The sequence below is a fragment of the Candidatus Poribacteria bacterium genome (assembly GCA_026706025.1).
In the GTDB taxonomy this organism is placed as follows: domain Bacteria; phylum Poribacteria; class WGA-4E; order WGA-4E; family WGA-3G; genus WGA-3G.
Window position 1 is genome coordinate 203351 of sequence record JAPOZO010000056.1, and the last position, 18955, is coordinate 222305.

Annotated in this window: 14 protein-coding genes; 7 read left to right on the top strand and 7 right to left on the bottom strand. The window is 48.0% G+C overall.

The features are described from left to right. Entirely contained in the window at positions 1-441 is a 441-nt protein-coding gene (locus tag OXH00_13515; protein MCY3742028.1) for a hypothetical protein, read from the top strand. Positions 442-532: 91 nt separating this feature from the next. Here OXH00_13515 and OXH00_13520 read toward each other — a convergent pair whose 3' ends face one another. The 7 genes from OXH00_13520 to OXH00_13550 all read right to left on the bottom strand — a co-directional run bounded on the left by OXH00_13520 (position 533) and on the right by OXH00_13550 (position 9061). Beyond that, positions 533-2020: a leucyl aminopeptidase gene (locus tag OXH00_13520; GenBank protein ID MCY3742029.1), complete on the bottom strand. Its 1488-nt coding sequence runs from the start codon at positions 2018-2020 to the stop codon at positions 533-535. Between the two features lie 44 nt (positions 2021-2064). Next, positions 2065-2370: a cupin domain-containing protein gene (locus OXH00_13525; GenBank protein ID MCY3742030.1), complete on the bottom strand. Its 306-nt coding sequence runs from the start codon at positions 2368-2370 to the stop codon at positions 2065-2067. Positions 2371-2474: 104 nt separating this feature from the next. Continuing rightward, positions 2475-2873, bottom strand: a complete 399-nt coding sequence (locus OXH00_13530; protein MCY3742031.1) for a VOC family protein — start codon at positions 2871-2873, stop codon at positions 2475-2477. 133 nt (positions 2874-3006) lie between these two features. Further along, positions 3007-5706: a formate dehydrogenase subunit alpha gene (gene fdhF / locus OXH00_13535; protein ID MCY3742032.1), complete on the bottom strand. Its 2700-nt coding sequence runs from the start codon at positions 5704-5706 to the stop codon at positions 3007-3009. 50 nt (positions 5707-5756) lie between these two features. Continuing rightward, positions 5757-6827 (bottom strand): BMP family protein, encoded by a 1071-nt coding sequence (locus OXH00_13540; protein MCY3742033.1) that lies wholly within the window; start codon positions 6825-6827, stop codon positions 5757-5759. A gap of 86 nt (positions 6828-6913) precedes the next feature. Beyond that, the gene (locus OXH00_13545) at positions 6914-7951 is read right to left on the bottom strand and encodes a BMP family protein (protein ID MCY3742034.1); all 1038 of its coding nucleotides are present in this window, start codon (positions 7949-7951) and stop codon (positions 6914-6916) included. A gap of 69 nt (positions 7952-8020) precedes the next feature. Further along, on the bottom strand, positions 8021-9061 hold the full coding sequence (locus OXH00_13550; protein MCY3742035.1) for a BMP family protein: 1041 nt from the start codon (positions 9059-9061) through the stop codon (positions 8021-8023). 239 nt (positions 9062-9300) lie between these two features. Here OXH00_13550 and OXH00_13555 point away from each other — a divergent pair, with 239 nt between their 5' ends. The 6 genes from OXH00_13555 to OXH00_13580 all read left to right on the top strand — a co-directional run bounded on the left by OXH00_13555 (position 9301) and on the right by OXH00_13580 (position 18863). Beyond that, positions 9301-10941 (top strand): AAA-like domain-containing protein, encoded by a 1641-nt coding sequence (locus OXH00_13555; GenBank protein ID MCY3742036.1) that lies wholly within the window; start codon positions 9301-9303, stop codon positions 10939-10941. Between the two features lie 56 nt (positions 10942-10997). Further along, positions 10998-11852 (top strand): PmoA family protein, encoded by an 855-nt coding sequence (locus OXH00_13560; protein MCY3742037.1) that lies wholly within the window; start codon positions 10998-11000, stop codon positions 11850-11852. Then, positions 11853-13466 (top strand): ABC transporter ATP-binding protein, encoded by a 1614-nt coding sequence (locus OXH00_13565; GenBank protein ID MCY3742038.1) that lies wholly within the window; start codon positions 11853-11855, stop codon positions 13464-13466. Further along, a complete protein-coding gene (locus OXH00_13570) occupies positions 13463-14536 on the top strand; it encodes an ABC transporter permease (GenBank protein MCY3742039.1) in 1074 nt (357 codons plus the stop codon). Before OXH00_13565 ends, OXH00_13570 begins: the two co-directional genes overlap by 4 nt. Before the next feature lie 283 nt (positions 14537-14819). Continuing rightward, positions 14820-17525, top strand: a complete 2706-nt coding sequence (locus OXH00_13575) for a leucine-rich repeat domain-containing protein (GenBank protein MCY3742040.1) — start codon at positions 14820-14822, stop codon at positions 17523-17525. Between the two features lie 414 nt (positions 17526-17939). Continuing rightward, on the top strand, positions 17940-18863 hold the full coding sequence (locus OXH00_13580) for an ABC transporter permease (GenBank protein ID MCY3742041.1): 924 nt from the start codon (positions 17940-17942) through the stop codon (positions 18861-18863). Positions 18864-18955 lie beyond the last annotated feature (92 nt).

Below are 18955 nucleotides of genomic sequence, written 5' to 3' on the forward strand. Positions count from 1 at the left end.
ATGTTGAGAACATCGTTCGTATACATATTAGTCATCGTGTCTTTCATTTCCATAGGATGTGGAACGATAGGTGTATCTAAACGAGATACAAGCGATCCAAATGTTGCCTTATCTTTTTCAGAGGTATTAAACGATCCTGAAATGTATATAGATAAGGTATTAACCTTTGAGGCAGTTGTAAAGCACACACGTTATGGAAGTAATGTAGAGTTATACACCAACAATAAACTTAGACTGTTCTCCATTACCACGCATGGTGCTGGTCTTCATAGCATGGATGAAAATGGCGAGGAAGTAGAAATTTTACCGAATGAGAAATATAGATTCAAATGTAGGATTTACGAGATTAAAATTGATCAGCACAGTATATGGGATATTCAAGCGGAATTTATTGTTTCGGATGAAAAGAAGATATTGCATCAACCAGAACTTGTAAATTAAACAGTTAAATCTTTTCAATAGTGAAATAGTGACAGATCAAGCCCTGTTGGACAATCCGACAGGGCTTTTTGTTGTAGTATAGCAAAGAAATCTACCAGTCTTCAACCAATTGCACCAACAACCGCACGCCGTAGCCTGACGCACCTTCAGGGATATACGTAGAGCCTTTCATACCCCAAGCAGTGCCAGCGATGTCGAGGTGCACCCACGGATAGTCTTCTGCGAACTTCTTGAGAAACGCGCCTCCGGCAATCGTGCCAGCCGTGCCGTCGCCGATGTTCTGCACATCCGCGACCTTGCTTTTAACGCCTTCATCGTAATCGTCCCAGAGCGGTAGTTCCCAGACCCGTTCGTGCGTTTTTTCAGCTGCGGACTTTACTTTCCCCATGAGTTCTGGATCTGTCCCCAATGCCCCCGCTGCGATATGTCCTAAAGTACCAATCACGGCACCCGTGAGTGTGGCTAAGTCAACAACACCTTTTGGGTTATACTGTGCCGTCCATCCAAGCGCATCCGCTAACACGAGTCGTCCCTCAGCATCGGTGTTAAGAATCTCAATCGTTTTACCGCCATAAGAGGTAACGACATCACCGGGCTTAATCGCCGTTCCACTCGGCATATTTTCGGTCGCGGCAACGATACCAATGACACGCACATTCGGTTTGAGTTGACCGATGACTTGCATCGCGCCGATTACAGCAGCAGCACCCGACATATCATGTTTCATCTCATGCATGCCGCTGCCGCCTTTGAGCGAGATACCACCTGTGTCAAATGTAATCCCTTTTCCGACAAGCACGACGGTATCTTGCCCTTCACCGTCAGGCGTATATTCCAGAATGATAAAGCGTGGTTCTTCGGCACTTCCTTGGGCGACAGCGAGGAGTGTTCGGAAACCTTTTTCCTCTAAGGTGGCTTTGTCAAAAATTTCACAACCGAGTCCTGTTGCCTCTGCTACCGCTTCTGCTTTGTCGGCAAGTTGCGTTGGCGTGAGATAATTTGCAGGTTGATTGCTCAAATCACGGGCGAGCAGTGTGCCGTTAGCAATTACTTCTCCGCGCTGAGCTGCTGCTTCTACTGTTGTCTGATTGTGATCACTTTCAGTTAAGAACGTGATGGATTCAAATTTTTTCTTTTCGTCTTCATCATCGTTTCCGGTTTTGTGTTCATCAAACTGATAGAGGGCAAGGAGAGAGGCTTCCGCTGCGGCTTGTATCATTTCAGGGGTGGCTTCGTTTGGAATCGGAACAGCGGCGTTTCTTAAGCCCATATCCCGAATCGTCCGAACGGCGTGACCGGCTGTCTGACGGACTTTTTCGACAGTGAGGTCGTGATACTCACCCAAACCGACCAGTAGCACGCGAGGCGCGGTTATCACACCGTTTGTATAGAGCCAACTCGTGGTTTTCAACTTGCCTGTGAAATCGCCGAGGTTCATTCGTTCGCGAATGCGTCCACCGAGTGCCTGATCTATAGTTTGGAGCGGAGCACTATAGAAATCTGGATTCTCCAGCACACCGATGGCAATCACATCGCTCTGTTCTTGGGCAAATCCACCTGTTTTGACAGTGATGTTCATATGTTCTCCTTTTTATTTTTAAATTTTGTGTAAGCCGTACAATATTAAGTTTTCCGCATACCTGTTAAAACAACTAACGGCTCTTTGCTTGTGACAGTAATCGAATGGTAGGTATTCGCAGGAACATCAACCCTATCACCACTTTCTATAGACCCGTGTTCGTCGGCGACCTTCACATCTGCCGTGCCAGATAACACACAGACAACTTCATCTTGGGTATGGATATAATCAAGATAGGCACCGCCAGGACGACCCGACCACTCGTAGGCATTGAAGCCTTCGGTTTCTAATTGTTGCTTTAAAGCATCAACATCTACATGCTGTTCAGACCAACGTGATTTCCAATTCATGAAGCATCTCCTTGGTTGGTTTATTGGTGAGAGATTTCTGTGGATATTATACCGTTTCTGAAATTATATCCTGCACTCACGCCTCATATTAAAATGAACCACCCTCACTCAATTTCTACGATCTGAATATTATTTCCGCAAGTATCATCGAAAACAGCAAAAATTGTTGTTCCTATCTCAGTAGGTTCTACACTGAATTCGACGCCAAGGTTGATTAATCGCTCATATTCTTCCTGAACGTTTTCCACACTGAATTGGGTATATGGAAGCCCTGCATTAAATAAAGCTTTTTGATACGTTCCGGCGGGTTTAAAATGGTTATCAGATAATGGTTCTAATAAAAGTTCAGGCCCGTCTTGTTCTTCTTTTGCTACTACCGTAAGCCATCTGTCACCATTTTCTAAGGGAATGTCCCTCTTCTTGACAAATCCCAATTTTTCAGTATAAAACTTTAGCGCACTTTCCTGATCTTTAACGAAAATGGCGGTTACTCTAATTTTCATAATGTTATTTACCTCGAATTCGCCCGATGAAGCGAACTTTTTTTACAATTTCACTTAAACTTGCTTAAATGAAGATTTTAGAATTTAATTCGGTACTGTCCTAAACGGCTCTTACGCGACAACTGAAAACCCACTAAAGTGGCTCCAACCGCACCGGACACACTTTTAATTCAGCCGTGTGCGTAATCGGATCATAACCAGAACCTGTCAATAGGTTAACTGGAACATCTGCAAAACTGAAACTGGCAAAGACGGTGCCACGCGGCGAACGGTTCGTCGATTTGACTTTGATGTTGATACTGCCGCGCGCACTACTCATTTTACACCATTCGCCATCCGTTAATTCCCACTTCTCAAGGTCTGCTGGATTGACTTCAAGCGATTCTTCCGACAAGAGGTAATCAATCCCTTGTGCCCTACCCGTCTGTGTTCGTGTGTGATAGGACTGCAAGCGTCTCCCTGTTGTGAGCCATACCGGGAAGTCTTCACTAATTGTCTCAGCCGGGTCTCGGTAATGGACGTTTGAAAAAATACCACGACCGTTGATGAACGATTCTTCATGTAGCCGTGGCGTACCCGGATGTTCCTTGTGCGGCACGGGCCATTGGTATTCACTCTTGTCAATGCGTTCCCAATCTAATCCTGCGTAAATCGGTGAAACCCGACAGAGTTCATTGAAAATCGGCTTCGGTGCGTTAAAATCAAACCCTTCAAACCCAAGACGTTGGGCAATCTGACAAATAATCCACCAATCCGGTTTCGCCTCACCCGGTGGCGGGACTGCAGCGCGCATCCGTTGGACCCGGCGTTCCGTATTTGTGCAGACCCCATCTGTTTCACCCCATGCGGTCGCGGGTAGCACCACATCGGCAAGTTCGGCGGTTTCGGTGAGGAAAATATCAATAACCACGAGATGATCCAACGAACGGAGCGCGTGCTCACAATGTTCTCGATCCGGATCGGAGAGCAATGTGTTTTCGCCATCAATGAGCATCGCATGGATGCTGTCACCACAAAGTTCTAAGGCGGTCACTTTAGTGATACCCTTCTCTAAATCAATGGCTCTGCCATATTCTGCTTTGAACTTCGCCTGATACTCTGGATCCGTAACGGCTTGGAAGCCGGGGTAGTTGTTTGGCAGTGCGCCGCTGTCGCCCGCACCTTGAATGTTGTTTTGCCCGCGCATCGGGTTGATACCCGTTCCCTCGCGCCCGACATTCCCGGTCATCAAGGCGAGATTGCAGAGGCTCTGAACATTCTCAACGCCACAGATATGTTCTGTGATCCCAAGCGTGTAGTAGATGGCTCCCTTATTCGCGCCACCGTACCACATCGCTGCTGTCTCAATATCCTTTGCGGGTACACCCGTAATCGTTTCTGCCCATTCCGGTGTCCACTGGCTGATATGCTCAAAGAATTCGTCAAACCCAGTCGTGCGATTTTCGATAAAATCTTCGTCAATCAAGCCTTCGCGGGCGATCACGTGTGCCATCCCAAGGAGTAGTGCTGTGTCGGAACCGACGCGGAGCGGTAGGTAGAGATGCGACAACTCCGCCAACCCGATGCGTCTCGGATCCGCGACGATGAGTTTCGCACCACGGGCGATTGCCTTCTTAAGCCCCGTTGCTGCAACAGGGTGACATTCTGTCATATTTGTGCCGATGCAGAAGATGACCTCCGGCTTCTGCATATCAACGAGCGGATTAGACATCGCGCCACGTCCGATTGTCGCTGCCAGACCGGCAACGGTCGGCGCGTGTCAGGCACGGCTGCAGTTGTCGATGTAGTTGCTCCCGAACCCGACACGGATAAACTTCTGCATCAGATACGCAGCTTCACTCGGTGCGCGCCCAGAAGCGATGCCGTAGATACTGTGTCTACCGTGTTCAGCATTGGCTTGTTGGAAACCTTCAGCGGCTTTGTCAAGCGCGTCTTCCCATGTAGCTTCGTGGAGCTCGCCGTCGTCTCCACGGATGAGTGGGGTTTTCAACCGGTCCGAGTGCTGCACAAAGTCGTAAGCAAACTGACCTTTAACACAGAGCGCGCCTTGGTTCGCAGGCCCATCCATGGCGGGATGAATACCAACAATTTTCTCATTTTTTGTGAGTATATCAACGGAACAACCGACCCCACAATACGGGCAGATAGTGCGGGTTTTGTCAGGGATGGTGTCCGCGACTTCATCCGCTGCGCGAAGTGCTTTCTTGTCGGCGAGTGCACCGGTCGGGCAGGTCTGGATACACTGCCCGCAAAAAGTGCAAGCGGAATCCTTTAAGAGACCATCAAATTCAGTCGTAATCTGTGTATGGAAGCCGCGGTTCATGACGTTAATAGCGTGGTCACCCTCTTGTTCAGCACAGACGCGGACGCACCGATAACACGAGATACAAAGTTCATAATCTCTGAGGATAAACGGGTTATCATCTTCGGTTTTATTACTGCCGGATTTCGCACCTGTCATACGGGTGCCGTTTATTGCGTACTTATCGCGGAGGTCCGCGAGTTCACCAGCAGCATAACCGCGCAATGGGGACACATCAACTTCGCGATTCTCGCTAACAACCATCTCCAGCAGCGTCTTCCGGTACGCCTCTATTGTATCAGTGGCTGTCCGCACTACCATTCCGGGTGTAGCTTGCGTCGTACAAGATGCCACAGGGTTTCGCGCACCTTCTAACTCGACGATGCAAAGGCGACAACCACCGAAAGGCTCAAGCCTCGGATCATAGCAGAGCGTTGGAATCTCTTTTTCATGGCGTTGCGCAACCTCAAGAATCGTTTCATCCTCGGAGAAGGTAACTTCAACACCATCAATTTCTATTTTATCTTTCATCGCTATAAACCTCAATGTGTCGCGACCCGAGATCGCTCCTACCAAACGGGTTATTCCGCCGCACTAAAATTGATTTGTGGCACCGCTAATGTACCGGCAAGAATTTGCTGTCTCGCTGCCTCAACCTTTTGTTGTACCTCTTCAGGCACCTGAGATTTCAGCTCTGGGTTATAGGTCAAAGCGATTGCACCGTCGGTTGTCATTGTAAAGACATAGAGTTTAGATTCAAATGTCCCTGCCTTGACAGCCGTTGCGAGTTGTATATAGGCTTTCGGTGTAATCACGGCATTAGCAAGCACTGCCCGAGGAGAGACAGCACTTTGATCGCGGTTGGCACCGAAGGAATAGGCGGTTTTGCCAGCGTCCTGCGCCATGATAACTGCTTCGAACACACCGAGTCCAGCCTCATTCGCGTTGTGAAAAATGAAGTCAACGCCTTCCTGAATCTGTGTGGTAGCGATATCTCTTGCCTTAGCAATGCTCTCCCAGTCGCCAACATAAGCCCGTTGCAGGACAGCATTAGGGTTGACACTTTTCACACCGCCTTCAAACGCCATAAACACGCTACTACCAGACGGAAGTTCCTGGCCACCAACCATCCCGATCTTATCGGTTTGGGTCATCAGACCGGCTATCATCCCCAACAGATAGGTGGCTTGTTCAAGCCGAAAGACAATCGGGGAGACATTCTCACGAATAGCTCCACTTGCGCCCGCAGACGTAATGAAGATGATTTCAGGATAATCTTGCGCGACGGCTATCGCTGCCTCCTGATACTCGTAGCCGTGCCCGAAAATGAGGCGGTAGCCATCCATAGCATAGGCACGAAAGTCTGTTTCCCAGACATCAGGCGTTAAACTCTCGACGTAGTCTATTTCGGCACCGAGTTCGGCTTCGATCGCTGTTAAGCCATCGTGCGCCAAGGCGTTCCAACCTTGATCCTTAATGGAACCCGGTAGGAGCATACCAACTTTGAATGTTCCGGGTTCTGGCGTGTAGATAATTTTGCTGCTATCCTGAACTCTCTCGCAACCGCTTATAGACCCGATGACGAAGAGACATACGATTAGGACTGAACGTCCAAGTTTATCTAACAAATTCCGATAAATTCGTTGTTTCACCTGAATGCTTCCTTATTATTCGTTACCGCTGGCGAGGTTTGAAATTGGGCAAGGACACCAGCGGTACACAAACTGACGGTTGACGGCTATTGTGTAAGATAGGTTTGCTCCACCTTTAATTTCCCTGAGAGAATTTTGGCTTTTGCATCCTCAACGGCTTTTTGTGTTGTCTCTGGCACCTTATCCTTCAATGCCGGATTGTAGAGAAAAGTAAGTGCTTCATCTTCTGCCATTGTGAAGCGATAGGGTTGCGGTTCAAAGGTGCCTTCCATCACAACCTTGGCGAGGTTCACAAAGACCTTGGGGGTAACAATCGCACTCGCGACTATAGTTGTAGGGGACAACTCGCTCTGGTCTCGATATACCCCGAAAGTGTAGACCGTCTTTCCATCGGATTGTGCCTCCATTGCAGCTTGAAAAACGCCGAGTCCCGCGACATCTGCAACCGGAAAGAGAAAGTCGCTGTTTTCATTAATGTGTGCCCGGGCGAGTTCCCTCCCTTTCCCGATGTCCGACCAATTACCGACATACGCCCGACGCACCACGACATCAGGGTTAACGCTTTTCGCACCCTCTTCAAACGCACTAAACATACTATTGATAGCTGAGATGTTTTGTCCACCAACAATACCGATTTTGTTTGTCTTTGTCATTGAGCCGGCTATAACCCCTAACAAGTAAACGGGCTCCTCAATCGCGAAAACTATCGGAGATATGTTATCGGTAACGGTGTTCCCAGTGGAGGTAATAAAAACCGTTTCGGGGAAGTCTGGCGCAACTTGTTTCGCAGATTCCTGATATCCGAAGCCGTGTCCCCAAATCAGTTGGTACCCATCCAGTGCGTAATCGCGAAAGTGTGCTTCCTGATCCGTAGGAGTTCGACTCTCAACGTGGCTAACTTTCGCCCCTAACTCCTTTTCAATCGCTTTGAGACCATCGTAAGCGAAAGCATTCCATCCGCCATCGGTGATGGAAGCGGGCAGAAGTAAAGCAACCTTAAATTTTTCATGTCCCTTCGCGTAGGCGTATGTATTTCCAATGAGCATAAGTCCGATTGCGAAAAGCCACAAGTATATAGCATAGGTTGCAGAGCTATGCCCTGATTTACAAGCGGTATATTTCATATAAATCCTTCTCTGTATCCGCTGGCGCGCTCAGCAAACGCGCCAGCGACGCACGGTTGCGGAGATAGGTTAATCTTTGTCGTCTTCCTTTTCAGTGAAATCAATTTGTGGTACCTTCAACTCACCCGCAAGGATCTTGGCTTTTGCATCTTCAACGGCTTTTTGGACATTTTCTGGAACCTTATCCTTCAAGGCGGGGCTGTAGGTAAGGGTGATTGCTTCGTCTGTCAACATATTGAAAGTATAAACCTGTGGCTTAAACTTGCCGTCCTTGATGAGTTTGGCAATCTGTACAAAAGCGTTCGGCGTAATCACGGCATTCGCAATCACGGTCGGAGAAATATCACTCTTGTCGCGATTCGCCCCGAAGGTATACACCATCCTTTCCTCTTTTTCGGCGGTTTCAGATTTATTAAAAATCTCAGCCGCCTCATAGGCACCGAGTCCAGCAGCATCAGCATTCGGGAAGATAAAATCAACACCCTCATTAATCTGTGCCAGGGCGAGTTCCTTACCTTTGCCGATGTCCTCCCAATTTCCGACGTATACCCAAGAGACTTCAGCATCAGGATTCACACTTTTCGCACCGCCTTCAAACGCCATAAACGTGCTATTCACAGACGGTATATTCTGTCCACCCATCACACCGAGTTTATTGGTTTTCGTCATCATGCCTGCGATCATCCCTAAAAGATAGGCAGGCTCTTCAACGCGGAAGTTCGCTGGTGAGATATTATCCGTGATCGTGCCACCGGAAGATGTTATGAAAATCGTCTCAGGAAAGTCGGCTGCCACCGCTTTCGCTGGGTCTTGGAACTCATAGCCGTGTCCAAACACCAAGTCGTAACCGTCAAGTGCGTAGGAACGGAATTGTTCTTCCTGATCCGCCGGGGTTCGGGTCTCAGCGTGGCTGGTTTCCGCACCGAGTTGTTCTTCAATTTCTTTAAGCCCTTCATACGCCAAAGCATTCCAACCCGCGTCACTGATAGAACCGGGTAGGAGCATCGCAACCTTGAATTTCTCGTGCCCTTTCGCGTTGAGATCTATATTCCCAACAAGTATGAATCCGATTGCGAAAAGACATAAGACAGTCCAACAAAAGTTTTTCATGTGTGTACTTTTCCTCCATTACATTGTAAAATATGGGGATATTATAGCATGTTTGCCTTGTAAATGTAAAGCGGGAATTTCATCTTATATTTATATTGACTGCTAAGCAATGATGTGATATACTTAATCGAGAGTCAATACCCTATCACGTCGCGCAATCAAACCACAATTTAACAGCGGGGAAAAGGGTACGTCAACTACCCAAGCCTGAAGACTTGGGTTTCCAACCCGAAAATTAGATGAAACGTTTTGGAACCGAAGGGCGCTTGTATCCTGAAGATAACTACATCGTCCCACGCACAAAAGCGACTGCCGATTTCATAGACCGTATCAAGCAGGGGAAATATATCGTCCTTTTTGCGCCGCGCCAGACCGGCAAAACGACCTTCTTCCGATTAGCACTTGACGCACTTACAACTGAGGATTTAACATATTTCCCAATTCAACTGAACTTTGAGGAGTCCGAAGACGATAGCCCCGCTGATTTTTACCGGGGACTCTCCGAAGATATTCGTGAAGAAATAGAAAAGGTTTTTCAGCAGCGTGGACAGGTCCCTTCTGAGGCACTTATAGAATTTTTGGAAAAGACCGAGATAACAGATCATAGAGCGATGAGAAGGTTCTTTGCCCAACTGGCGCGCCTCCTTGATTCGTCCTATACCATTAAGCAGAAAGTTGTGCTGCTCATTGATGAGTTTGATGCGATCCCGCGCGCCGCTGTTAAAGGTTTTTTGCGGTCACTACGCCATATTTATCTCTCCGATAGAACGCGGTGTCCCCACAGTGTCGGCATTGTTGGTGTCAAGAACATCATTCAACTCAACTACGACAGATCCATCTCGCCGTTCAATATTCAGGATGAGTTCCATCTACCCAACTTTACACTTGAACAAGTCAAAGAACTGCTTGGACAATATACTGCGGAGGTCGGTCAAGGGTTCGCTCCTGAAGTTGTGGTATCCATTCACAAGCAGACTGCTGGTCAACCTGTGCTTGTCAATCGGTTGGCACAGATTCTTACCGAAGAGATGGATATCCCGAAAGCTGAGACGATTGCGATGGAACATTTTACGGTAGCACATACACGACTCCTCCGTGGACGGAATACCAACATTGAACATCTGACGACTAATATCCGCAGGAATCCACGCTTTGAAAGCGTTCTCATGCGGATTATGGCGCGTGAAGAAGGCGTAGACTTCAATCTCGACGATGATATTATCAGTGAACTCGCTACCTATGGTGTTATTAAAGAGGGCACTGATGGTATGTGTGAGATTCTCAATCCGCTTTATCTTTACCGGATTATGAGGGCGTTCAAGCCACTCGTAAACGGGTTAGAGCAAGAATACTTCCCAGAAGATACCGACGAAGCACTTCATGAGTATCTCACATCTACCGGGCAGATTCAGATGGAGGCGTTACTGGATAACTTCCGAGATTTCATAGCACGGGCAGGTTTCAGAATTTTGCAGGTGCCCGATACGCCGCAAGAATCGGTAGGACGACACCTCTTACTTGCCTATCTTGACGAGTTTGTTAGGCGTATCGGTGGTGTCATGCACATAGAGGTGCAAACTGGTCGTGGGAGAATGGACATCCTCATCACGCACAATCAGCGAAAATACATCGTCGAAACAAAGATTTGGCGGGGCGAGATCCGCTATCAAGCAGGCAAGCAGCAGCTCGCCGCGTATCTCACATCGGAAGGCGCAACGGAAGGCTATTACGTTGTCTTTGATCATCGCCAAAAACCCGAACCTCGCGTGGAGACTGAGATGCTCGAAGGGTTGACAATCCAGAGCTACGTCATACCTGTGGTGCAAGAACGCCCTTCAGCTGTTCACCCTGCTTCTGAAACTCACGAATCAGAAAATTGATCCGTTAAAAATTGTATCTGTGTTGAGGTTTCTAATCTCAACGTAAACGAGGAATTATGAAAAACAATTTTGAAGTTAAGGTAAATGCCAAAACGCATCTGGTTGTTGAAAGCAACACAGGCAGATGTTTGGGCGGAGTGGGAGCGAACTTTTACCGTCCGTTTGTCTTTCCGTTCTATACACCGGTAGGACATACCGTCGTTCAGGAGTTTGCCTTTGATCACCCGTTCCACAACGGTATTTTCGTCGGACAAGGACCGGTTCAAGTCGGCGACAGGGAAGCAGGTTTTTGGGCATCGCCGCCCCGCCGTTCTTGGACGGACAAAGTCTTTGAGCGATTGGGACGGATGGACACACAGAAGGATATTGACATCACACCACATGCCGATGGTGTCCAATTCGTTCAGAATGTTGTCTGGCGTGATGAAAACGAAGAACCGTTAATTGACGAAATTCGTACCGTCAATCTTCATGCACTTGCGGATGCTACTATCTGCGATATGACGAGTGAGAAGATCGCCACTTACGGTGCTGCGACGTATCCACAGACGAAGTTCGGGAGCATCGGTATCCGCGTTGAACCGAGACTTTTGCCTGTCATGGGGGGTATTGTGTTGGGGGACAACGGACGCAGCGGAGAGGTTGATGTCGTCCACGAAGGCGAATCGGATTTCGTTGCTTACCAGAATGTGTTGGCAGGGCATGGCGCGTTCGGTGTCTTTATGAGCATCCTTAATGAAGGCATTCGCGGACCGTGGTTCATTCGCGATTACGGGATGGCACTCTATAACCCGACTTGGACAGGCTCCGTATCAACACCTGAAGGCGAGAGTTGGACAGTTTCGCTTCGCGTTATCGCTTACGATGGAGAATTGACACCCGCGAGCGCGGAAAAGTGGTGCCTGCTGTAGATGGAAAAAGAAAATATCCTTGAACTTCGGAATGTTACGAAAACCTTCGGTGATTTGGTCGCCGTTGATAGCGTTGATTTTGCGCTTCAAGCGGGTGAAATTCACGCGATTTTAGGGGAAAATGGTGCCGGAAAGTCCACACTGATGAATCTTATCTACGGACTTTACCAGCCATCGGCGGGACGTATCTATGTTACAGACCGTGAAGGCTGGCGACGTAGGTTACGGGCAAAATCGCCACGTGATGCGATTGTTAACGGTGTCGGCATGGTGCATCAACATTTTATGTTGATCGAAAATCTCTCTGTCGCTGAGAACATCGCATTGAGTCTTGGGCAAGTGTATCCGAACACCACACGGAACGCATTTAAAACCGGCGATCATAAGAAATGGTTAGGCAAGTTCCTTTTCAAGAAAGAGGAGGCTGCCCAAATCACACAAGCACTCTCGGAGCAATTCGGTCTCGCGGTTGATCCCACTGCGCTGGTACGAACCCTTTCGGTCGGTTTAAAACAACGCGTGGAAATCCTAAAAGCATTGGCAGTTGATGCTCGGATTCTCATCCTTGATGAACCGACAGCTGTTCTAAGTCCGCAAGAAGTAGAAGGTTTCTTCACAATTCTCCGCAAACTCCAAGCCGATGGCAGAGCGATTATCTTCATTAGCCACAAAATGAAAGAAGTTTTAAACATCAGCGATAGAATTACCGTTTTACGGCGCGGCAAAAAAGTCTATCTCGGTCCGACGGGTGAACTAACTGCACGGGAACTCGCACGGGAGATGATCGGCGAAGAAATCAACGAAGTTGAACGCTCAGAAAACGCCCCTTTCAAAAACGACGCATCAGACAGTGTGCTACAACTCTCACATCTGACCGTACTCGGCAGTCGTAACGAAATCGCGGTGTCAGATGTCTCTATGACAACCCATCGCGGTGAAATCGTCGGTATCGCTGGCGTTGATGGCAACGGACAGCGCGAACTCGCCGAAGCAATTATGGGATTACGGCACAGCGAATCAGGGACAATAAGCATCTTAGACACCGATCCGAAAGGGACAAAGGCAGTACGACGGCGCGGGGTCGGTTATATCCCCGAAGATCGGCAAACGACTGGCGTTATCGCGTCGTTCTCAGTTACAGAAAACCTTTTGTTGAATGTAACGCATTTGGAAAACACCGCACAGTGGAATGTCCTCAATGAAAAAAGAAAACGGAACACTACAGAACAACTTATCGCGGATTATGACATCCGTCCGCCTATCGGTGGCATTCCTGCCGCCACACTCTCTGGGGGCAACCAACAAAAAATTGTCCTCGCCCGGGAAATCTCGCTGCAACCCGATCTACTTATTGCTGTTAATCCGACACGCGGTTTAGATGTCAACGCCGCTCGCTATGTCCATGAAAATTTGTTGGCACAACGCGAGGCAAAAAAATCTGTCCTGTTAATTTCAACAGAGTTAGACGAGGTCTTGTTGTTGAGTGATCGACTCTACGTCATGTCAAGGGGTAAACTGATCGAAGCGACGGCGCAGCGCAACGATATTGAAGCACTCGGATTGTTAATGACGGGGCAAACCCATAAAGATTTTGGTGATAGCCTGAAAACATGATGCTAAAAGTAGCCAACATATTTAAAAGAATCAACGTTCACTGGGTGGTGACACCGGTTCTAATTCTCGCGAGTGCGTTTGTTACAAACGCCATTATCATGCTGCTCTGCAACTACAACCCGTTAGAGGCTTATCAAGCAGCCGTGGGTGGCGCATTTGGGAATAGCCGGAAATTCGGAGAAACCTTGGTGAAAAGCACGCCGTTTCTGATGACAGGGCTCTCAGTTGCGATGGCGTTTCGGTGTGGGATTTGGAATATCGGTGCCGAAGGACAGTTCCTGATGGGCGCGTTAGTAGCGACGTGGTTTGGAACGAAACTCGCGCCACTTTTCCCTGAAACGCCTTGGATTGCTGTGCCGATATGCCTCGGTATTGCGACGCTCGCAGGCGGGATATGGGGACTTATCCCCGCAGTGCTCAAGGTGACACGCGGGGTCAACGAAGTTATCAGTACGATCATGTTGAACTACGTCGCGCTCCATCTGGTGGGTATGATGATAGATGGCGGTCCGTTGCAAGAAGCCGCACAACGCGGGCCGCAGAGCGATCGGATCGCCGAGTGGGTATTTCTACCGCGACTTTTCCCACCGCATCGGGTCCATCTCGGCATCGTTATCGCTGTCGTATTGGCGATTATCCTGACGTTTATCCTCTTTCGGACAGCGTTTGGCTACCAACTCCGCGCAGTCGGCGAAGGCTCGGCTGCAGCGGAAGCGGCGGGGATTTCGATTATGCATAACACCCTCCGCGTCTTTTTTATTAGTGGTGCGCTCGCCGGACTCGGCGGCGCGATTGAACTCACCGCACTGACCCGCCGACTTTTTCTCAATTTCTCACCCGGATACGGGTACACAGCAATTGCAGTTGCACTACTGGCGAAGTTGAATCCGTTGGTGACGGTTGCTGCTGCCTTGCTGTTTGGCGCGCTATCGACCGGTTCATACAGTATGCAGCGAACGGTCGGCATCTCTGACAAAGTGACATTTGTCATGCAAGCGACAATTCTCCTTTTTGTTATCGGTTATAGTTCTGTGCAGTTGTTCCGAAAACGTGAGTCTTCGCGTTCTTAAGGATATATTCAACCTATATATTTGATCTGGAAGTTGAACGGAGACCTCCTAAAAATCGCACACAGCACGGGATTTTCTTTGCTTTTCCCTAAAAATATTGTATGATATTAGTCAGATATAGACTTATAATTTAATATTAAAATAATAAGTAAAATTAACTAATTGTAATCTAAGTTGCGGGTTGTAAGTTTGAGCGAAACTCAACATCAGAACTAACTTACCCTTCAATTCAGAAGCATGAACACAAATGCCTACACCCTTCATAAAAAAGGAGAACGAATTCATGAAAACAATGTTATATCTCACACTTACACTCCTCATTTTTGCTACGCTTGTGTTTATGCCAAGTAGTTTTGCGCAAGAAACCCCACCCGAGTATATAGTGCGGCAGATCTACTTTCACCCAAGCGACCTTGGACCCTTACAGGATATAGACGCAACATTAGACGAGTGGGTAGAACACGTACAACAGTTTTATGCCGATGAGATGGAACGTCACGGGTTCGGCAGAAAAACTTTTCAACTTGAAACGGATGCACAGGGAAATCCAGTCAGGCACTACGTTAAAGGGAAGTTTACCAATGAACATTACAGAAGTAACCCGATTGAGAAAGCGAACAAAGAAATTAGTGAACAGTTTGATAGGTCGGAACATCTCATATATCTTAATTTTATAAAATTTGACCATAATCAGAATTTTAGCCAAGTCGGTGGTAATGCCTCTAGTAGTCCATTTAATGGAACTGCAAACATTACACTCGTAGACTTTGACGACAATGCCCCCAAGAACCTCTATACTCGAGCATGGACGACAATTGCCCACGAACTTGGACACGCCTTTGGTTTACAGCACGATTTCCGAGATGATCGTTACATTATGTCTTATGGCGATTCTCCTGTCAAAAACCAATTGGCGTACTGCGCTGCTGAGTTTTTGGATGCGCATCGATACTTTAATACTACCCGTGACCCTTTTTCCCAAGTGTCAACAATACGGATGCTTGATCCTGCTTTCGTATCTTCACCGAATACTATCCGTCTCCAATTTGAGATAAGTTCTTCCGCAAAACTTCATCAAGCCCAGCTGCTTACGAATTCACTTTCTTGGCCAGGAAATCCATATTTTGACGAAATCACAGTGTCTGATTGTAAATCTGTAAACGGAAACAACCTCACAATTGAATTTGTCACAACTGAATTAGCACCCACAACTGAATATGTTGCCCTTCACGTTATTGATGCGCATGGCAACTTTACTATAAGCGAAAGATTTCCGATTGATATAACCGCCTTGCTCCCAGAATCCAAATCTATATTAATACCCGATGCAAATTTAGCAGCGGCGATCAGGGAAACCCTTGACTTAGCACCTGGAACTCCTATCACAGAATTGGATATGTTAGGCTTAGGTAGACTCGTTCCATATAATAATATATCGAGAAAGTATACTTACGGTTCTTCCGGTCGTCTACCTGAAAAGCAAATAAAAGACCTTACGGGTCTTGAATATGCAACCAACCTCGAATATTTAAATCTTCCCTACAATGCTATTGATGATCTTACGCCAATCACAGAACTTACGAAACTTCGTAGCATAGATCTTTCCAATAATCGGATTCAGGATATTGGGTCCGTTAAAAAATTAACACACTTGGCATATCTTAGCCTTCGTGGGAATCAAATTAGCGATATAACGCCTTTAGCCGGATTAACGCAACTGACACTCCTGTCTATTGGGAACAATCCACTGAGTCACACTTCTCTCAACACACACATCCCCGCCCTGCAGGCGAAAGGAATTAGAATCAGCTATGATCTGAACCTTGGCAAAATTATCGGTCCCTGGCTCTGGATGATCGCGCCAACCGAACCTCGGCAAGGGGGCAAACGCTCCATCAATGTAGATTCACTCGCTGCTGCGAGTGCGGGTGCTGTGACAGAGGCGGAAGTCGCGACGAACGGTGCCAAAGAAGGCGATACCGTCGGTGATTATGTCTGGAAACTGGGAAAGATTGCACCGCGCGGTGGAGATAATATCAATGACCTCCTGAATACTATCGGGATGGCAAAAGGTGATATAAACGATCATTCCTCTTACGCGCTGATCACGCTTGAATCCGCCACGGCTCAGTCCGGTGTGCTGATGAAGGTCGGAAGTAGTGACGCTATCAAGGTCTGGCTCAACGGGGAAGTGGTGCATAATCACCCTATTGATCGGAGTGCGTCTGATTTCAAGGACGATTTCACAGTTGATTTGGAAAAAGGTGATAATCTCTTACTCGTGAAGGTCAGTGAGCGCGCTAGGGCTTGGAGTATGTTTGTCGGTATCAGAGCAGATGTTAATCCTGTTTATAAACGCCCACTCGATGCCGTCGTATCTGCAGATGTCAACGGCGATGGCATCGTCAATGTCCAAGACCTCGTTTTGGTATCGTCAAGTCTTGGACAGACGGGTCAAAGTAGCGCAGATGTCAACGGCGACGGTGTCGTCAATATCCAAGACCTCGTCATGGTCGCTGGTGCTTTAGGACACGGAACGGCTGCCTCACCGACCCTACATCCATCGGATCTTGAAGGGCTTACCGCCGCGGAGGTACAAGATCTGCTAACACAAGCACGCCAGATGGCACTCACAGATCCTGCCTATCTGCGCGGCGTTGCGATGCTGGAGCAGCTGCTGGCACTCTTACTGCCAAAGGAGACGGCTTTGTTACCAAACTACCCGAACCCCTTCAACCCTGAGACGTGGATCCCGTATCAGTTAGCGAAACCCGCGGCGGTGACATTGCACATCTATGCTGTGGATGGGAGATTGGTGCGGGCATTGGCGTTGGGGCATCAACCTGTTGGAACGTATCAGTCCCGGAGCCGTGCCGCGTATTGGAATGGACGGAATGCCCTCGGTGAGTCTGTCGCCAGCGGAATTTATTTCTACACGCTAACAGCCGGAGATTTCACAGCAACACGAAAAATGTTGATATGGAAGTAATTTTTTGATACCATTATTAGAGACCAAAAACGTAAAAGGACTTACGGAAATTTAACACGCGATGGTAGATTTTTTTAGTTTTATAGTAGAACCTATAATTAATTGGGCACTCTCAAACAGTCTGAATGCCTATGACAGGCATTCAGACTGGCACAAACTAACAGTTTTGCGGCGTACTTGAAGAAACACCCAAGCAAAAACCCCAGATGCGACGTGCATCATGCTACAAAGATGTCCACCTATAGGACTTACGCATTTCCCCTAAATCCCCTTTATCAGGGGGACTTTAATACGTAATTATTTCGATACCGTAACAACCTAAGAAAAAACCGTTTTTCGACAACGGAGAAAAACGAGCAAAAACCCAATAGATAAAAATAAGAAAAACGAGCGGAAACCCAATAGTTAAAAATTATGTTTGAAGAGATTCTTTCGGCGACGATACGCGGAGCGACACCGCTCCTGCTGGCAGCTTTAGGTGAGGTCATCTCCCAACGTGCAGGTGTATTGAACATCGGCATCGAAGGGATGATGCTCATCGGCGCGTTTTTTGGGATGGTCGGCTCCTTCTACACAGCGGAATTCGTGATGTTCGCGCCGTGGTTCGGGCTGCTGATGGCAGGACTCAGTGGACTTATCGCTGCCGCGCTCTTTGCGTTATGTGCCATCAGACTCCGTGGTGACCAAGTGATCATCGGCACTGCGATGACGCTTTTGGCACTGGGGTTGACTGAAGTCATCTATCAACGACTCTTCGGGGCAACAGGGATTGCAAAAGGCGTGCCAGCGTTCCAGCAGATCAACATCCCGATGCTCTCCAAAATCCCTGTCTTAGGGCATGCCTTGTTTTCACACAATATCCTCGTTTTCATTGCGTTTCTGCTGGTGCCGTGTGTCTATTTTTTCCTCTACCATACGCAACTCGGACTCAGGATACGCGCGTGTGGTGAGCATCCGAAGGCGATTGCCACCGTCGGTGCTAATGTGCGCCGCTTGAGAACGCTTTGTCTACTCTTCGCGGGTGCGATGGCAGGCATCGCTGGCGGCTATCTCTCCCTCGCCGATGTCCCTTATTTTACACCGGGGATGACAGTCGGGCGCGGATTCATCGCTCTGGCGATCGTTATTTTTGGGAAATGGCATCCGGTGAAGGCGTGTGGTGCTGCGTTGCTCTTCGGACTCGGTTCCGCACTTGATGCGCGGTTCCAAGCCCTGGGCTGGGATATTCCGTATCAGTTGTGGTTGATGTTGCCTTATGTACTGTGCTTAGCGGTACTGGCAGGGTTTGTCGGACGTGCTGAGGCACCCCTCGCCTTGGGAAAACCGTACCGGGAATAGTTGTCAGTTGTCAGTGATAAGTTGATGGAATACCACAGCAAACCTCTTTAACTGATAACCGATAACTGAAAGATTTTTTGAAAAAAATCGTA

Bases quoted from the DNA above. Each gene is read 5' to 3' on its own strand.
- OXH00_13575 (MCY3742040.1), top strand. From the start codon at position 14,820: ATGAAAACAATGTTATATCTCACACTTACACTCCTCATTTTTGCTACG.
- OXH00_13545 (MCY3742034.1), bottom strand. From the start codon at position 7,951: ATGAAATATACCGCTTGTAAATCAGGGCATAGCTCTGCAACCTATGCT.
- OXH00_13560 (MCY3742037.1), top strand. From the start codon at position 10,998: ATGAAAAACAATTTTGAAGTTAAGGTAAATGCCAAAACGCATCTGGTT.
- OXH00_13550 (MCY3742035.1), bottom strand. From the start codon at position 9,061: ATGAAAAACTTTTGTTGGACTGTCTTATGTCTTTTCGCAATCGGATTC.
- OXH00_13580 (MCY3742041.1), top strand. From the start codon at position 17,940: ATGTTTGAAGAGATTCTTTCGGCGACGATACGCGGAGCGACACCGCTC.
- OXH00_13525 (MCY3742030.1), bottom strand. From the start codon at position 2,370: ATGAATTGGAAATCACGTTGGTCTGAACAGCATGTAGATGTTGATGCT.
- OXH00_13515 (MCY3742028.1), top strand. From the start codon at position 1: ATGTTGAGAACATCGTTCGTATACATATTAGTCATCGTGTCTTTCATT.
- OXH00_13565 (MCY3742038.1), top strand. From the start codon at position 11,853: ATGGAAAAAGAAAATATCCTTGAACTTCGGAATGTTACGAAAACCTTC.
- OXH00_13530 (MCY3742031.1), bottom strand. From the start codon at position 2,873: ATGAAAATTAGAGTAACCGCCATTTTCGTTAAAGATCAGGAAAGTGCG.
- OXH00_13520 (MCY3742029.1), bottom strand. From the start codon at position 2,020: ATGAACATCACTGTCAAAACAGGTGGATTTGCCCAAGAACAGAGCGAT.
- OXH00_13570 (MCY3742039.1), top strand. From the start codon at position 13,463: ATGATGCTAAAAGTAGCCAACATATTTAAAAGAATCAACGTTCACTGG.
- OXH00_13555 (MCY3742036.1), top strand. From the start codon at position 9,301: ATGAAACGTTTTGGAACCGAAGGGCGCTTGTATCCTGAAGATAACTAC.